The following is a 16427-nucleotide window of genomic DNA, read 5'->3' as shown; positions in this document are numbered from 1 at the left end:
TGCCCGAGGACATTTCAGGCCAGAATCAAAACCACCCGACAGGCATAAAAAAACCGGCATAACGCCGGTTTGTTAAGACAGCCCCACTCAGGCATTCAGCACTGCACGATTCAGACTTCTCGTTCCTACGCTCCGCGTGGGAATACAACTGTGCCAGCAAGGGCTACCACGCAGAGCGTGGGAGCCAGGTGATAAAAAAACCGGCATAACGCCGGTTTGTTAAGACAGCCCCACTCAGGCATTCAGCACTGCACGCTTCAGACTGGAGGACAGTGCCACCTCAATAAAAAATGGCCCGGCACTGGTTTCAAACGGAATCACCAGCACCGGGCCGGTGGTTTCATGGGGAATATCCATCTCGCCGGAAAGAATACCGGGCTTGGCCATGTCAAAATCATAGCCTTTTTCCCACAGCAGCTTACGCGCACCACCCGACAGCATATTGGTCAGCTCGCCGGTCAGGTCATGGCAGGTTTCGTCCACCTCAGCGATGCTTTCACCCAGCATACTGCTGCTGATTTTAATAATGGCGCCGGCAGAAAAACTGATGGCCAGTGAGCCACGTACGCTGTCACCTGACATCGGAATAATACCGGTAACCACACCTAAAGGCTGACGCCCTTCTTTCAGATAAGGCTTGCCGTATTCGCAGCTCATGGATGCCATGGTGGCCAGAATGTTATTGATTGTCTCTACAAACGGGTTAATAAACTCAACATTCATACGCAGGTTCACCTCTGCAATACAGTGTAGCGAAACCAGCCGGGAAACCCATCTGCGGGATAGACAAAAAAGGCGCCAAAAGGCGCCTTTTATAACCAACCGTTCAGCAAACGCTGACGAATTACAAACCTTTCACCGCGTAGATGCCCGGCGCATTACGCCAGTAGCCACGGTAGTCCATACCACAGCCAAATACGTAGCGGTCTTCAACATCCATACCGATAAAATCGATCTTCAGATCAGTGTTTTTACGGTCATGAACTTTGTTCACCAGCACCGCAGTCAGAACTTCTTTCGCGCCCTGCTGCTGACAGGATTTCACCACTTCGGCAAGGGTGTTTCCTTCATCGAAAATGTCATCCAGGATCAGTACGGTACGGCCTTCCATCGGCACCGATGGTGGCGCCTGCCATTGCAGATCGGTTTGTCCTGAAGTTTCGCCACGGTAACGGGTGGCATGCATATAACCCTGCTCCAGTGGGAATTGCAGTTTGGTCAGCAGACGACCGGCCATCACCAGACCACCGTTCATGATGCTGTACACCACCGGCAGGCTGCTGCTCAGACGTTCTGAGATATCCGTAGCCAGCTGATTCAGCGCGGCTTCTACGTCAGCTTCGGATTTCAGCAGATCAGCTTCTGCCATCACTTGGTTCAGTTCTTCAAGAGTCAGGGGCTGGCTCATGTTATCTACCTTAAATAGTGCTGGTCGGCCGGAAAATCCGGCGGGTAAAAAGCCGGCTATGGTATCACCGCCACCGGACGGCGCAACGGCTTATTGGGTCAGCCGCTTTAGCTACCCCGGCCAGCGCGCAAAACAGCCGCAGTTTTGCTATGATACGCGCCATTTTAAATTCTGCGGTCCGGCGCACTCCGGCCCGCCTTTGCCGATCAGGAAACAGCATGACCCCCACTCTGCAACTGGCCTTTGATTTAATCGCCCGCCGCTCAGTCACCCCGGATGATGATGGCTGTCAGGCCCTGATGATGGAGCGTCTGGCCGCCGCCGGTTTCAATAACGAAGAACTGCGTTTTGAAGAGGTGGAAAACTTCTGGTCACGCCGTGGCACAGAGGGTCCGCTGGTGTGCTTCGCCGGCCATACCGATGTGGTACCTACCGGCCCGGAAGGGCGCTGGAGCCACCCGCCGTTCACGCCAACCATTGTCGATGGACTGCTGTACGGCCGTGGTGCCGCCGATATGAAAGGCTCACTGGCCGCCATGGTGGTTGCCTGTGAAAACTTCGTGCGCAAACACCCAAATCACAAAGGCTCCATCGCCTTTCTGATCACCTCCGACGAAGAAGGCCCGGCGAAAAACGGCACGGTAAAAGTGGTGGAAACTCTCGAAGCGCGTAACGAGAAGATCGATATGTGCATCGTCGGCGAGCCATCTTCCACCAACGCTGTTGGTGATGTGGTGAAAAACGGCCGCCGCGGCTCACTGGGCGCCGTGCTGCATGTACACGGTATTCAGGGCCATGTGGCCTACCCGCATCTGGCGAAAAACCCGGTACACATTGCCGCCCCGGCACTGGCTGAACTGGCGGCAGAGCACTGGGACGAAGGCAACGAATTCTTCCCGGCCACCAGCTTCCAGATTTCCAATATCAAAGCCGGTACCGGTGCCACCAACGTTATTCCCGGCGAACTGGAAGTGGTGTTCAACTTCCGCTTCTCCACCGAACTGACCGCCGACATCCTGAAAGAACGCACCCACGCCATTCTCGATAAACACGGCCTCAGCTACGACATCGACTGGAACCTGAGTGGCGAGCCTTTCCTGACTGCGCGCGGCCCACTGGTCGAAGCCAGCGTACAGGCCATTAAAGAAGTCACCGGTCGCGACACCGAACTGTCGACCGCCGGCGGCACCTCCGATGGCCGCTTTATTGCGCCAACCGGTGCCCAGGTACTGGAACTCGGCCCCTGCAATGCCACCATCCATAAACTGGATGAGCACATTGTCGCCGAAGATCTCGACACCCTGACCGTGATCTACGAACGCATCCTCGAATTACTGCTGGCCTGAGAGACAACGCGTGAACAAAGTGATTGCCTGCCCGGTATGCGGGCTGGAGCTGCAGGCCGCTGATAAGCGCTGGAGCTGCAGCGCCGGCCATACCTATGATGAAGCCCGTCAGGGCTACCTCAACCTGCTGCTGGCCCAGCATAAAAAATCGAAAGCGCCGGGCGACACGCTGGAAATGGTCGACGCCCGCCAGCGCCTGCTCGACAGCCAGGTCTACCGGCCGATTTCCGATATGCTCAATCAATGGGTGCTGGAACTGGCACTGAACCACGACGGCGGCCTGCAGATTGCCGACGTTGGCTGTGGCGAAGGCTATTACACCCAGCGTCTGCAGGAAGTGCTCGACGATCATCAGCTGCCGCATTGTTTATATGGTGTCGATATTTCCAAAGACGCCGTCCGCCGTGCGGCACGGCGCAGTAAACAGATCGACTGGCTGGTCGCCTCCGGCGGCCAGCTGCCCTTTACTGCGCACAGTCTGGATCTGATCACCTGCCTGTTTACCAATCTGATGCCGCAGGGTTTTGCCCGCGCACTGCGCCCAGAAGGGCAGATTGTGCTGCTCAATACCGGCCTGCATCATCTGGTCGAACTGCGCGAGATCATCTACGACGAAGTAAACCTCGCCGCCCTTGATCCGCGTCCGGCCATGGCCGAACACGGCTTTGACTGCAAAGGCGAGCAGACCCTGAAATACCGTGTCAGCCTGACCAGTAACCAGCAGATTATGGACCTGCTGATGATGACCCCACACCGCTGGAAAGTGCGCAATGAAGCGCTGCAACGCCTGGAAGCGTTGAACGAACTGGAGGTAACCATCGACGTGGTTCTGCATCAGTTCGGACAATCGGTGTGACGCAGCGCAAAGAGCCTGACAGCAGCATTTGCCTTGCCCTGAGGCCAGAGGTAGCATTCTGGCCTCAGTTACCAACATGGCAGCCCTTGTCCGACCGGCCCAAGCCGGCACAGACCAGCCCGACCTCATGACCTGTATCCGCCAGCGGGCAAAAAGCCCGGAACAAAAAGCCCTGCGCCGCCAGCAAATTCTGGACGCCGCCGCCGGCTATTTTGCCGAAGCCCCCTTTGAACAGGTGAGCCTGCACGATATTGCCCAGCGGGTCGGCATCACCAAAGCTGCCCTGTACCGCTATTTCCGCAGCAAAGAGGCCCTGTTTCTGGCGCTTTACCACCAACAGATGGAACGGCTGATTGAACACGGCGAGCAACTGCCGCCGGGTGATGATGCTGCCACCGTCTGCGCTCAGGCTCTGGCTGAGGAACCCCTGTTCTGCCGTCTGAATGCCATTCTGCATACCGTACTGGAACGCAATCTGACCGAAGACGAAGCGCGCAACTTTAAGCTTGGCCTGCTGCCACTGCTGCAGCGCTTTGCCACATTAATCAGCCGCTGGCTCAGCATCTCAGTAGCCGAAGCGGTAGAACTGCTGCTGCATATTCAGCAGGCCATGATTGGCTGCTGGCATATCTGCCACCCGAGCAAAACCGTGGCCGCCGCCATTGCCGAGCCTCCGCTGACCCTGTTCCGGCTCGAATTCAGCGCCACACTGCAGCAGCACCTGAGCTGGCTGTTTGCCGGCTATAAAGCCAGCCATATACACCGTACAGCCAGTAACGCTCTCAATAGCGGAACGGCTCATAACAGCCCCGACAGCACGGCAGAAATACAATGACCCAGGTTGATTTTTACATCCTCGCCGCCCAGACCCGCGCCGAACAGATGCTGTTTGCCTGCCGCGTGGTGGAAAAAGCCTTCAGCAAGGGTAATCGCGTACTGATTCAGGTCGATGACGAAAGCACCGCCCGCCAGCTTGACGAGCAGCTCTGGCAATTCCGCGACGATGCCTTTGTGCCGCACACCCTGCTCAGCGCCAGCGACGCTCCGGCCGACTGCCCGGTCAGTATCAGCTGGCACAACGATCCCGGCCATCATCATGATGTGATGGTGAATCTCAGCAGCCAGCTACCGGCGTTTTTCAGCCGCTTTCAGCGATTTATTGCCGTCGTAGTACAGGAAGATCAGGTGCTGGACTACACTCGTAGTCACTACAAATTCCTCAAAGACCGGGGCTACCCGATCAACAATATCGACATGAGATTGCGTTAATGACCCAACGTAACGACCAGGACGAACCCGGCAATCTGCTGCGTGAACTGGAAAACCTGCAACGTGTACTCGATGATGCTGCCAGCGATCAGGTAGACCACAGCCGCAGCATCCCGACACTGGACCCGACCGATGACATTCCGCTGCTGGACGAACTGTTCAGCGAGAATGACATTCCGGTATTAAAAGCCGTATCGGCCAAACCAACCGCAGTGCCACTGCGTCCAATAGCCGATAGCAGCCGCCCGGCGAACCAACCGGCAGCCAAAGCGGCAGAAAGCAACGCAACGCAGAACAAGCCAGCAGAAGGCAAACCGCAGGCCGCCAGCCCACGTCCGGTATTGCGTGCACAGCCATTACCCGACGTGGTGATTCAGCGTCCGCAGGGCGATATGCCAGCCCGGCCAGCTCAGGTATCTGCCGCGCCACTGGTCGGCACAGAAACAACAGCACCGGTAACGACCCCGGCCACAGAGGCATCGGGCAATACTGGTGCTGCTCCGGCACGGGTATCGGCTAACCCCTTCCTGCCCCAGGCCATTCTTGATCGCCTGACCCAGGAGCGCGAAGCCGCCCAGCACAGTGCTCAGGAAGCACACCGCACCATGCAGCGCGTGATGGAGCAAAAGCAGGCGCGCGCCAGCGAACAGGCCGTGCAGCAACATATGCAACAGCTGACCACGCTGCAGAAAGAACACCTGATCGACCAGCTGGTTGCCGAAATGCTGCCGCAACTGACCGAACGCCTGCGTGAAAAGCTGCGCGAAAAGCTGAATCACTGACCTTCCCGCCACGGCGGTTCCGGCAGCCGCCGGAATCGCCGCACAAACAGCGAAACGCTGCAAAACCCTGCCCCTGAACCGCAGTTTCCGTTATAATCGGCGCCATTTTTTTGAACCCGAAACCAGCCAGCCTCTGCCCCGCCGGGACTGGCTGCGATAACGACGAGACGAGCAGCAGCGAACCATGGATAAAACGTACAAGCCCAGCGCCCTTGAACAAACCTGGTACAAAGAGTGGGAAGAAAAAGGCTACTTCAAGCCTTATCAGGACGGACTGACCGGCGAAGGTTACTCCATCATGATCCCGCCGCCGAACGTCACCGGCTCGCTGCACATGGGTCACGCCTTCCAGCACACCATTCAGGATGCCCTCACCCGCTACAAGCGCATGCAGGGTAAAAAAGCCCTGTGGCAGGTAGGTACCGACCACGCCGGTATCGCCACGCAGATGGTGGTTGAGCGCAAACTGGCGGCCGAAGGCCAGCCTGACCGTCACGAATTAGGCCGCGAAAAATTCCTCGAAAAAGTCTGGGAATGGAAAGAACAATCCGGCGGTACCATTACCGGCCAAATGCGTCGTCTGGGTAACTCGGTCGACTGGGACACCGAACGCTTCACCATGGATGACGGTTTCTACAAAGCCGTACAGGAAGTGTTTATCCGCCTGCACAAAGACGGCCTGATTTACCGTGGCAAGCGCCTGGTGAACTGGGACCCGAAACTGCACACCGCCATTTCTGACCTGGAAGTGGAAAATAAAGAATCCAAAGGCTTTATGTGGCACCTGCGCTATCCGCTGGCGGATGGCCTGAAAACCGCAGAAGGCAACGACTACATCGTAGTTGCCACCACCCGTCCGGAAACCATGCTCGGTGATACCGGTGTGGCGGTTAACCCGGAAGATCCGCGTTATAAAGATTTAATCGGCAAAGACATTATTCTGCCATTAGTGGGCCGCCGCATTCCGATCGTGGGCGACGAGCACGCCGATATGGAAAAAGGCACCGGCGCGGTAAAAGTAACCCCCGCGCACGATTTTAACGACTACGAAGTGGGCAAGCGCTGCGGCCTGCCGATGATTAATATTTTCACCTTTAATGCCGACGTGCGCGAAACCGCGCAGGTATTTAATACCGACGGCAGCGTGAATAACGACATCGACGCCAGCATCCCGGAAAAATACCGTGGCATGGAGCGCTTTGCCGCGCGTAAAGCCATTGTTGCCGATTTTGAGGCCGCAGGCCTGTTGCAGGAAATTAAAGACCACGATTTAACCGTACCTTACGGCGACCGTGGCGGCGTGGTGATTGAGCCAATGCTCACCGACCAGTGGTATGTGGATGCCAAAACCCTGGCCAAGCCGGCGATTGAAGCCGTCGAAAACGGCGACATTCAGTTTGTGCCTAAGTCTTACGAAAATATGTACTTCAGCTGGATGCGCGATATTCAGGACTGGTGTATTTCCCGTCAGCTGTGGTGGGGTCACCGCATTCCGGCCTGGTACGACGAAGAAGGTAACGTCTACGTTGCCCACGACGAGGCCGAAGTACGCGCGCAGAATCATCTGGCCGACGACGTCGAACTGCGTCAGGACAACGACGTACTCGACACCTGGTTCTCCTCTGCCCTGTGGACTTTCGGTACGCTGGGCTGGCCAAATCTGGACGACCCGGAAGTGGCCAAGCGCATGGCCGATTTCCATCCGACCGACGTACTGGTTACCGGTTTCGATATTATTTTCTTCTGGGTAGCGCGCATGATCATGATGACCATGCACTTCTGCAAAGACGAAGATGGCAAACCGCAGGTGCCGTTTAAAACCGTGTACGTTACCGGTTTAATCCGTGACGAAGTCGGCCAGAAAATGTCGAAATCCAAGGGCAACGTACTCGACCCGCTGGATATGATCGACGGTATTTCGCTGGATGAACTGCTGGAAAAACGCACCGGCAACATGATGCAGCCGCAGCTGGCGGAAAAAATCGGCAAGCGCACCAAAAAAGAATTCCCGGAAGGTATTGCCCCGCACGGCACCGATGCTTTGCGCTTTACCCTCGCGGCCATGGCCTCAACCGGCCGTGATATTAACTGGGATATGAAGCGCCTCGAAGGTTACCGTAATTTCTGTAATAAATTATGGAACGCATCGCGCTACGTGATGCTCAGCGTGGCTGGTGAAGAAGCCGTGGAAAACGCTGCCGCAGCCGGCACCAATATCGCCATTACTGACGAGATGAAAGTTGCCTGTGGTGCCAATGGCGAACCAGCCGTATTGTCACTGGCCGACCGCTGGATTATTTCGCGCCTGCAGAATGCCGAAAAAGAAGTAACCCGCCATATGGACCAGTATCGTTTCGATATGGCCGCACAAGCGCTGTACGAATTTATCTGGAACGAATACTGCGACTGGTATCTGGAACTGTCCAAACCAGTGCTGTGGGACGCCAACGCGCCAGAAGAAGCCAAGCGCGGCACCCGTGGCACTCTGGTACGCGTACTGGAAGCCACCTTGCGTCTGGCGCACCCGATTATTCCGTTTATTACGGAATCGATCTGGCATCAGGTAAAAGATCTGGCCGGCAAAACCGGTGACACCATCATGCTGGCGCAATATCCGCAGGCACAGGACGCCTTTATTGATGCCCAGGCCGAAGCCGATATCGAATGGCTGCAGGGTGTGATCACCGCCGTGCGTAATATCCGTGCAGAAATGAATATTGCACCGGGTAAAGAACTGGAGCTGCTGTTTAAAAACGGCGACGACGAAGACTTCCGTCGCGCAGAAGAAAACCAGACCTTCCTGATGAAACTGGCCAAGCTGGAAAAACTCACCTGGCTGAACGACGGCGACGAAGAGCCAATGTCGGTCACCCAGCTGGTTGGCGATATGGAAGTGCTGATTCCGATGGCCGGCTTTATCGATAAAGACGCCGAAGTAGCCCGCTTAGGCAAATCCATCGAAAAGCTGGAAAAAGAACTGGAGCGCGTAACCAACAAACTCGCTAACCCGGGCTTTACCGAAAAAGCACCGGCTGCGGTTCTGGAAAAAGAGAAAGAAAAAGCCGCAGGCTTTGAGCGCGACATTGTTAAGCTCAAAGAGCAGATCGAGAAAATTAAGGCGCTGTAAGCGCTGACTTACCGGCTCTGCAATAAAAACCGCCCACTTGATAAGAGTCGGCGGTTTTTTTATTTATGTCGGCCAGAAATACAGTAACATCCGCAGTCGTCAGCCAGTGAATAATCTAAGCACACGCCGGATAGAATAATGACACCCTTCCGTCTCCTGACAGCAACAGGCACCCTCAGCCTGATTATCTGGGTACTGATAACACCTCAGATTCCTCTTGCTGCCCTGCTACTGCTGATCCCGCTTATTCCGCTGCAGATAGTACTGTCGCAATCCGCCAGCCAGTGCTCAGAATGTGGTATCAGTGTATCCGCCCCCGCATTCAATAACCCGGAACGTAAACTGCCGTTTAAATTTGACTACAGCAAAATGGGGAACGACTGGGCATCCAAAAACTATCGCCGCAAGCCGGAAGCGCTGCCGCTGTGTGCGGCATGTAAGAAGCAGATCAGGGAAAGTGGCGGACAAAGATCACTCAACTGAACGGCTTTAACTTTGAATTCGTTTGAAAACTGCCAGGTCTTTTCTGGCTGAATATATTCTGGCATTGGACACCTCGTCAGCTTGACTTCGGTGTCCGTTAAAACGGGGCAGGATCAGCTGTCCGACAGCAGCACTTTGTCAGGCATCCTCTGGCCCGATGTAAAGCAAAACCGAAAGGCCTCCGTTACTTTGCCATCGGTGCTTGCAGAAAATCTGTGATCATAGGCACCAACCAATCGACCCGCGTCGTCACTTTCATGTGATCTGTATCGGGAAGCACGGCGAGCTGAGCGTGCTGGAAAAGCCGGAATGTTTCTACGGCATGTTCCGGGCGAATGACGTCGGCGTCGCCGACAACAATCAGCGTCGGCGCGGAAACGCTGCGGAGCGCATCAGTTGGAATATCCTTGAATTCCAGCACGCGTCGCGCGGCCTTGTCGTGAAATAGCCGTAGATTCTCTGGGTGAGGCGCAACCTTGAGATATTCTTCTTGCAGTTCCTGTGGCATGTTTTCTAACTTGGCATTAGCCATCGCGTCCCAGAGCCACGGATACGCGCCATCACGCTTGAGAAGAGTCGAGGCCAATACCAGCTTGCGCACTACCTTTGAATGCCTAATCGCCACCTGCAAAGCGATAGTGCCCCCGTTGCTGAAACCGAAAAGATCGGCTTTTTCAATATGCAGATAATCCAACAGTGCAGCAGTGTCGTCGGCCGATTGTTCGAAGCTGAATGGCCGTTCGATGATGTCTGCGGTGTGTCCATAGCCCTGCTGTTCGAATGCAATGATCTGCCGGGTGCGGGAAAGTTCTGGCAGGATTTGACCAAACGACGTATTGATTGTATCGCCACCACCGTGTAGCAGCACCAAAGGCGGCTGCGCTGGGTTCTTGATGCCATGGATCTCGAAGTAAATGCGCAGACCGTTGACAGGAGCGTAGCCTGTCTGAACTGCTTGTGGGTTCTGATTCATTGCTAATTGCTCCGCATTCTGTGCTGCTGTTGGCGCAGCGCCCCCGAAAGTGAATATTGCTACTGTTGTGGTTAAATGCAGAAGCTGCATGACGATTCTTTTATTCATTGTGAAATCCTCTCGAAAGAATATACAGGGATGACAAGGCGGCCGATATTGATCGACCAGTCCTTAGCCCTCTATATAGTCGTACGAGAAGTTTCGAAATCGACATCAGTTGTAAATTTTTTGGGTTTCCGGTGAGTACGCCATTTGCCTGTTTAACAAAGGGAATCATATCAACGCTAAGCTAAGCGCGTTAGCGCGTCCTTGCTTGAACGCCTTGTTAGGGCCTGGATTTGATGCCAAATTTCTTCGCAAACTCAGGATCAACCCAAATCGATTCAACTTGATCTGGCTTCAGCTCAACTGTTTCAGGTTCTGCACACTAGAAATAAAATTATTCAATGAACTAGCAAGAAACTCCGTCTCAGAGGTTTCGTGATCCCAGAAGTAGACAGCCTCATTAACTTCAATGAAAAAGTTTCCTGATTCATCCTCTGCCAATACCTTTGCCCCTTCAAGCTTACTTGAAAAGGTAGTGAGGCTTTGCGGATTATTCCGAACTCAACACCCTCTTCACTAATGAATACCCTGGAAATGCGCGATTCATTTCAAGAGCCCTAACGCCGCGCTCTGCTGCGTTTTGGTTGAAGTGGAGTTTTTGAGGTAAAGTGGCGTAGCCACCCCAAAACGGAGCGTAGACCAAAACGTCAGAAGGAGTAATTTGTTATGCGTTTTTAACTACTTACCAATAGTATCTTCAACAAAACCAATTATTTCAGATATAGGCACAGTAAATATGCCCGCTTTTCCTGCATCAAATGCTTCTTTCCATGTATTGTAGCCTTCAACATAGTCGGGATTGGGCGAGCTTTTACCAATTAACTTCACAAGACTCTTTTTCAGTGTTTCCTCAGAGACTGGAAAGTGAGGCAACTCATTTGAGATACCACCGTCTATATGTGGATTTTTTACTTTTACGTCACTGACACTAATATGATAAATAATTCCTAATTTTTCATCAGTTTCTACCTTGTTAATTAATACCGTAGACTTCTCTTCTCCAGCTCTTGTTTTATAAGACCAGACTTGACTTTCAAAATATTCCACTGCATTAGCAAAACCAAACATAGAAAGTAGGCTCATAGTTAAAATTATTTTCTTCATAAGTGATGTCTCAATTACATAACACCAAAAGCAGCGGCCGAGCGTAGCGAGGTCCAGCCCCGCAGGGGCGATGCTGCCTTTTCTTGTTAAATGCTTATACTTTGATGGTGCCATTGCACCACCCTTCTATTAGTTGGCCGATATTGGCCGCCACCATTTGAAATTCGAATTCAATTGGATAAAAGACCCAAACTCCAGGCTTGTGGATGCGATAACAAAATTCGATACCATCAGATCCAGCATGGCCTATAACCAAATGTTGATGCTTTGTATCTATTGCTACTTCGGATATAGGAAGCAACAGCTGCAGGCAAGCCTCGTTATCGTAGTATCCACCTTCGTACTTTGATAAGTATTCAGAGCAATCATAGTTTTCGACTAGGAATTCCTTGGCAAATACTCTGATTCCTTGTGGCATTTAACGCCCGGCTCACGCGACGGTTTGGAGCCGCGAAGCGGCGAAAAATCGGTCGCCGTGCAGCCGATTGTTAGGGCGCAGAAGCGGATTAAACGAAGCAATTAAAACAATTCCGGCTGTGGTTTTTCACCGTTGCCTGCCCTCCTGGCTGTGACCGTCTCGATTGGTTTACCCAGCAGCAGGAAGTCGGGAATGCCAAGCGGAGGCACTGTCTTCAGCATGCCATCCGCGCCGTCTTTGAGTTTCTCCCGCAACTCCATCAGGAGCCTGCCTAGAACGTTCTGCCCGATCAGTGTGTCGCCAGCCTCATCCGCCAATTTGGCACCCCAATAGTCGTCCTTGCGCGACTGCTCGACGATCGGCCGATCGCGTGTGGCGAGCAGGAGCCGACCGAACTCCTCGTAGTTCTGCGCGAGCTTCACTCGGAGGCACCAGCGCATGACCTTGTGCCGAACATCGTCCCAGTCTGGCCTTGAGTCTTTACGGTGCGGCTTGCTCTTCATTTTGGCGGTCATTGGGCTGTGCTGCCCGATGATTTCCCGCTGGACTTCCGGCATGTGAGGAAAACGGCAGGCCTGATATAGGGCCTCCGTCGTTAGGATTCGGACGCCGTTGATATGCAAAGGAAAGCCTGAGGCCATATTCGACAGGCCACCGAAGTCCTCCTTCGTTTTGTAGACGACGACAGCCTCGCTGCGGACGTAAGTACGCAGGAGGCTATTCTCGGGCCGATCGATGCTAGAGCGTGAGGTCATCGAAGATGTTCCTCGCGGAGGAATAGCCCTCACGCTGCAGCAGCGGATACCAGTGCAGGGCGCCCGAGTTAGCCTCCGGGTCTCCCCACCACATTGCAAGCGGACAGTTGTTCGGGCAGTTCCGGTAGGTGACGATCATCGAGCCGAAGCCTACGCCGAACGGGCTGAAACCGAGCGGACGCATGGACTGTTTAGGATTCTCGCTCATAGCCCTAATCTTGGCGCCCGCGATAAGGAATTCGCTCTCCAGGACCTGGCGACCCGCTTCTGAGGAAAATGGTTCGATTGCCACTGTGCTTGGCTGCCGAGGCTCGAAGGGGAACTTCGCCGGCAGAGCCATGTACGCCTGAACCTCGGCCACGCTCGGAACCGCCGTAGGCCAAAGCACTCCCGAACTATTCTTGTACCACTTGCGATTCTCAATCTCGAGGGCACGCCAATACTTGACGGCGATCTTCTTCCCCGACTGTGCTATCACGTTTTTGATCCTCTTATCGACAAGGTACGAGCCTCCCGAGTGAAGGGCCGCAACAATGACATGGATCGTGGCCGATTGAGGCGCGTCATTGACGATCCACGGCTCAAGGTCATTGCCCACGCGGTTGCCGCTGAACATCACGTCATCAAGGTAGATGAAGTCGCCGCCAGCCTCTCCGCAGTCATCCAAGTCGAGGCCGCATTCATCTTCAAGGCACTTTGAGAAGAGCTTCAGCATTTCCTTCTGGCTCTGCCCGTTTTGCTGGATGTTCAGGAAGTTCGCGGACGCCCAGTACGCAGCGGGATCAGTACCGGCCAGCTTCGCGTTGCTCACAAGAGCGCGGAGGAAGTCCTTAACGTTCTTTCGCGTGAAGAAGGTCTGCTTGATTACGTGGTCAAACTCGCGCAGAAACGGCAGCTGCTGAGCGGGCGTGAACTGATGAAGCCAACGATCGACGTGCTCTGGCGTCGGTTCGGGGAGGTCCCCTTCTCGATAGGTCCTGATCTCGTTCGCGACTGAAGCGAGCAAGTCATCACGTTCACTCATCTAATATTCTCCTGCCAATTGTCGAATCTTAAATCGCCTTTGCATTTATACCCATGATCGGCACGATAATAGGCGCCATGTATGGGTTTAGTAGGCTGAGCCCTAACGCCGCCCACACAGCGGAGTAAAATCGGCGGTTTTTGTGCGGCTCTTTGCACAAAAAGTGACGCTTTTACGGAGTCGGTGCTGGGCCTTGTTATGCGAGCCCAACGCAATGACTGATGTGACGTCAAAAACCACGAATGAAACACGCTAGCCGATTTATTAATAAGCCAATAGTTTAGATGTTAGCCATGCCAAAAGGAACCCCGAAAATGCACTAGAAATCTGGCGCCGAGTTTAGTTACGAAAGGGATCATGAACGAGCCAATCCACGCCTCAAGCGCGCAAAACTATTGGTTTGAAAGATACGAGGATTTAGGGTTTTAGCGCATAACGCCCGCATTTGCGGCGGTTTTGTAGCGAGGCACGAGCGGAAAAACCGTCCAAGCCACACAGTGGCTGATGCAACATGCGCTTGTTAAGTGTATTTTTCAAATCGTGCCTCGCCCATTTCTTCAATCACTTCAGCAGCAGAAACAATTCGACTATGGGGTTTCAGTTGTTCATTAGAATGTTCAATAAGTTGCTCTAAAGCAGAGTAAAGGCTTTCTAGCCAACGATCACACCCTATCGTGTCAAGATATAAAGCTTCTTTGTTATCTTCAAAATTCCATGTATCAAAGCGATACCTTAAACCAACTGGTAGCTCATCCATTTTGAGAATATCTTCTTTGAATTTGTCAAATAGTTCTTCTGGAAGTTCACCCTCTAGCTTTCTTACCATTTTCGCCAGATTATGGCCAAATTTCTCAATCCAGTTAACAAGTGTTTTGCCTTTACGATCATTATATGTGTAGTAACAAATTAGGGACTTTAAGACAGACTCAACCCCCATTCGTAAATCTACAAAACATTTTGTTCTTCTTGATTTTGGTTCAAAAAATAATGGCCCGTCACTATCAATGCAATAGCGATACCTAATTTTAAAATCAATAGCATCATGTAGAAAATGACTAGACACTTCCAAATATGTTGGCTTTGTATATTGCTGTGTCATATTCACTCCATACACTTAACGCTCAAAGCAAGCGCGCGGTACGCGTCGCTTTGCCTTTGCTTGTTAAGTGTTTTTGTATAACTTTGACCATGAGTTCCAGTCGTCCTCGTTCCGTAAATACACTAACAAAGATAGATGTTCCATTTCTTCGGGATATGGAACGGCTAGCATTTCTTCGTTATAACTCCGATGATTCTTGGAGTAATTTGAGAGCAGATTGGTAAGTACAACACTCGCGACTTCTCTAGCATCGTCGCTTGGCTCTCCATCGAAAATAAAGCGTGCAACTAAGTCTTCCCCATCGGGAGATAGTTCGAATGATACTGCCCTGAATGATGGTGCAACCTCACCAAGTAACGCACTTTGGGCATGTAGCATTAACTTAATTTCGTGCTCTGTTCTCATAGACACTTAACGCTCAAAGCAGCGGTTTATCCGCTGCCTTTGTTTGTTAGAATTTTAAAATGGTAACTCGAGATCTGAAATGCTAGACGGCATCCACGGGTACTGCTGAGTTGCGGAAACAAAATCGGTCACATAGTGCCCCCTAGTACCCCAATATTCAACTTCCGATGCTTTTGATGAATCAGGCTTCAAAGCATCTAATGCTACTTGCCAGTAACGATTATTATTATGCCCAGTTTTGACCGATGCATTTGCATGCTTAGGCTCCACTAAAACACCTCGTGCTAAATCATCCGATTTTAACAGCTCTGTTTCTTCATCAACTTTAGTAATTATATCGCGGATCGCACTTTCAAGAGAGTCAATATTATCAGTTAAAGTACGCTTTGATAGAACCACACTAAACTCTTTGTTTGATACGACATCAAAATCAGCATTTAATCGACCTAAAACATATGAGTCAGCTACATATATACAATTATCTTTTATTACCTGAAAGTTACGTAAAACCTCAACTGTTCTTAAATCCCCCACTTTATATGTATAAAATTCTTCAGTTATTTTACTTTTTAGCAAAGTCGGAATTTTATACAAAAACGATAATCGAACCCAATTTTCATCTTCACAATAGAACAAAGATAAATTTATATTTTCACTTCCTAAAGCTTTTAGTTTTAAGTACCAAGGTTCATCACTATTTGTGGGTACTAAGGCGCTAATAGAGGTAATTTTTACCAATGCCTTTTCAACCTCAAGAAGCACATGTTTAGTATTTTGCTTAATAAGGTCGATATCATCTTCTTTGATTGGTCTAAAATGAGCTAACGAATTTCTAACGGTTCCAATTTCCTGAAGCTTTGTGATGACAATAGATTTACTAGCCTTAAAGTACTTAGCAAAATATTTCCAATAGGCATCAGATACGATAATATCAATAAGTTCTCCACTATTTAAAAATAGCATTGGCGATGTAATCTCATGCCCTAAATACCCATAGTCATCACTTTGCCTCATTCGTTTTTTGGTTTCGCTTTTTATGCAACCACCTGAAACTGCGGTTTCTTGCCATTTTTCCTTCAGTTCTTCTTTCAACACGGTGTATACAAATACTCTTAGTGAGTTCTCGAACCGAAAAAGAACATTTAGAGCTTCATAATAATATAGGTGTAACCAACGCTCAGGTATCTCAACTAAATTATTATCTTTGACTTGTGCCTTTTTCCATTCCATAAGATTACACCTTAATCACGAAGAAATTCTAACGCCGCCAACA

16 protein-coding genes are annotated in these 16427 nt (G+C 51.7%); 7 read left to right on the top strand and 9 right to left on the bottom strand.

What is annotated here, in order from left to right; translation table 11 throughout:
* Positions 1-234 precede the first annotated feature (234 nt).
* Complete coding sequence (locus MT343_RS07935; protein ID WP_145469032.1) at positions 235-723, bottom strand: chemotaxis protein CheX; 489 nt, start codon at positions 721-723, stop codon at positions 235-237.
* 121 nt (positions 724-844) lie between these two features.
* A complete protein-coding gene (locus MT343_RS07930) occupies positions 845-1408 on the bottom strand; it encodes a hypoxanthine-guanine phosphoribosyltransferase (RefSeq protein WP_145469033.1) in 564 nt (187 codons plus the stop codon).
* A 218-nt stretch (positions 1409-1626) separates the two neighbouring features.
* Between MT343_RS07930 and dapE the strand changes: the two genes are divergently transcribed.
* From dapE to MT343_RS07895, 7 genes are all read left to right on the top strand, one after another.
* Positions 1627-2754, top strand: coding sequence for a succinyl-diaminopimelate desuccinylase (gene dapE / locus MT343_RS07925; protein ID WP_145469034.1), 1128 nt, complete (start codon positions 1627-1629; stop codon positions 2752-2754).
* Positions 2755-2764: 10 nt separating this feature from the next.
* Positions 2765-3610 (top strand): putative RNA methyltransferase, encoded by an 846-nt coding sequence (locus tag MT343_RS07920; protein WP_145469035.1) that lies wholly within the window; start codon positions 2765-2767, stop codon positions 3608-3610.
* 127 nt (positions 3611-3737) lie between these two features.
* The gene (locus MT343_RS07915) at positions 3738-4445 is read left to right on the top strand and encodes a TetR/AcrR family transcriptional regulator (protein ID WP_186435904.1); all 708 of its coding nucleotides are present in this window, start codon (positions 3738-3740) and stop codon (positions 4443-4445) included.
* Positions 4442-4879 (top strand): DNA polymerase III subunit chi, encoded by a 438-nt coding sequence (locus MT343_RS07910; RefSeq protein ID WP_145469037.1) that lies wholly within the window; start codon positions 4442-4444, stop codon positions 4877-4879. Before MT343_RS07915 ends, MT343_RS07910 begins: the two co-directional genes overlap by 4 nt.
* Positions 4879-5661: a hypothetical protein gene (locus MT343_RS07905; RefSeq protein WP_145469038.1), complete on the top strand. Its 783-nt coding sequence runs from the start codon at positions 4879-4881 to the stop codon at positions 5659-5661. Before MT343_RS07910 ends, MT343_RS07905 begins: the two co-directional genes overlap by 1 nt.
* Before the next feature lie 184 nt (positions 5662-5845).
* Positions 5846-8788: a valine--tRNA ligase gene (locus MT343_RS07900; protein WP_145469039.1), complete on the top strand. Its 2943-nt coding sequence runs from the start codon at positions 5846-5848 to the stop codon at positions 8786-8788.
* A 138-nt stretch (positions 8789-8926) separates the two neighbouring features.
* Positions 8927-9271, top strand: coding sequence for a hypothetical protein (locus MT343_RS07895; RefSeq protein ID WP_145469040.1), 345 nt, complete (start codon positions 8927-8929; stop codon positions 9269-9271).
* Between the two features lie 184 nt (positions 9272-9455).
* Here MT343_RS07895 and MT343_RS07890 read toward each other — a convergent pair whose 3' ends face one another.
* From MT343_RS07890 to MT343_RS07860, 7 genes are all read right to left on the bottom strand, one after another.
* Entirely contained in the window at positions 9456-10352 is an 897-nt protein-coding gene (locus MT343_RS07890; RefSeq protein WP_222428550.1) for an alpha/beta fold hydrolase, read from the bottom strand.
* A gap of 675 nt (positions 10353-11027) precedes the next feature.
* Complete coding sequence (locus MT343_RS07885; RefSeq protein WP_222428551.1) at positions 11028-11567, bottom strand: hypothetical protein; 540 nt, start codon at positions 11565-11567, stop codon at positions 11028-11030.
* Positions 11548-11871, bottom strand: a complete 324-nt coding sequence (locus tag MT343_RS07880) for a hypothetical protein (protein WP_145469041.1) — start codon at positions 11869-11871, stop codon at positions 11548-11550. The genes MT343_RS07885 and MT343_RS07880 overlap by 20 nt, the downstream gene beginning before the upstream one ends.
* 101 nt (positions 11872-11972) lie before the next feature.
* The gene (locus MT343_RS07875) at positions 11973-12626 is read right to left on the bottom strand and encodes an NADAR family protein (protein WP_145469042.1); all 654 of its coding nucleotides are present in this window, start codon (positions 12624-12626) and stop codon (positions 11973-11975) included.
* Positions 12610-13650, bottom strand: a complete 1041-nt coding sequence (locus tag MT343_RS07870; protein WP_222428552.1) for a phosphoribosyltransferase-like protein — start codon at positions 13648-13650, stop codon at positions 12610-12612. The genes MT343_RS07875 and MT343_RS07870 overlap by 17 nt, the downstream gene beginning before the upstream one ends.
* A 520-nt stretch (positions 13651-14170) precedes the next feature.
* Positions 14171-14749 carry a hypothetical protein gene (locus tag MT343_RS07865; RefSeq protein WP_222428553.1) on the bottom strand — a complete coding sequence of 193 codons (579 nt, stop codon included), beginning with the start codon at positions 14747-14749 and terminating at the stop codon, positions 14171-14173.
* Between the two features lie 459 nt (positions 14750-15208).
* Positions 15209-16384 (bottom strand): Swt1 family HEPN domain-containing protein, encoded by a 1176-nt coding sequence (locus tag MT343_RS07860; RefSeq protein WP_145469044.1) that lies wholly within the window; start codon positions 16382-16384, stop codon positions 15209-15211.
* Positions 16385-16427: the final 43 nt, after the last annotated feature.

It is taken from the genome of Venatorbacter sp. C2-1 (assembly GCF_022832715.1).
Lineage (GTDB): Bacteria > Pseudomonadota > Gammaproteobacteria > Pseudomonadales > Oceanobacteraceae > Venatoribacter > Venatoribacter alkanivorans.
This window is presented reverse-complemented; position numbering and strand designations above follow the sequence as displayed.

Coding starts and splice junctions, on each gene's coding strand:
- MT343_RS07885 (WP_222428551.1), bottom strand. CDS start 11,567: ATGGCACCATCAAAGTATAAGCATTTAACAAGAAAAGGCAGCATCGCC.
- MT343_RS07880 (WP_145469041.1), bottom strand. CDS start 11,871: ATGCCACAAGGAATCAGAGTATTTGCCAAGGAATTCCTAGTCGAAAAC.
- dapE (WP_145469034.1), top strand. CDS start 1,627: ATGACCCCCACTCTGCAACTGGCCTTTGATTTAATCGCCCGCCGCTCA.
- MT343_RS07895 (WP_145469040.1), top strand. CDS start 8,927: ATGACACCCTTCCGTCTCCTGACAGCAACAGGCACCCTCAGCCTGATT.
- MT343_RS07900 (WP_145469039.1), top strand. CDS start 5,846: ATGGATAAAACGTACAAGCCCAGCGCCCTTGAACAAACCTGGTACAAA.
- MT343_RS07890 (WP_222428550.1), bottom strand. CDS start 10,352: ATGAATAAAAGAATCGTCATGCAGCTTCTGCATTTAACCACAACAGTA.
- MT343_RS07935 (WP_145469032.1), bottom strand. CDS start 723: ATGAATGTTGAGTTTATTAACCCGTTTGTAGAGACAATCAATAACATT.
- MT343_RS07915 (WP_186435904.1), top strand. CDS start 3,738: ATGACCTGTATCCGCCAGCGGGCAAAAAGCCCGGAACAAAAAGCCCTG.
- MT343_RS07870 (WP_222428552.1), bottom strand. CDS start 13,650: ATGAGTGAACGTGATGACTTGCTCGCTTCAGTCGCGAACGAGATCAGG.
- MT343_RS07860 (WP_145469044.1), bottom strand. CDS start 16,384: ATGGAATGGAAAAAGGCACAAGTCAAAGATAATAATTTAGTTGAGATA.
- MT343_RS07910 (WP_145469037.1), top strand. CDS start 4,442: ATGACCCAGGTTGATTTTTACATCCTCGCCGCCCAGACCCGCGCCGAA.
- MT343_RS07875 (WP_145469042.1), bottom strand. CDS start 12,626: ATGACCTCACGCTCTAGCATCGATCGGCCCGAGAATAGCCTCCTGCGT.
- MT343_RS07930 (WP_145469033.1), bottom strand. CDS start 1,408: ATGAGCCAGCCCCTGACTCTTGAAGAACTGAACCAAGTGATGGCAGAA.
- MT343_RS07905 (WP_145469038.1), top strand. CDS start 4,879: ATGACCCAACGTAACGACCAGGACGAACCCGGCAATCTGCTGCGTGAA.
- MT343_RS07865 (WP_222428553.1), bottom strand. CDS start 14,749: ATGACACAGCAATATACAAAGCCAACATATTTGGAAGTGTCTAGTCAT.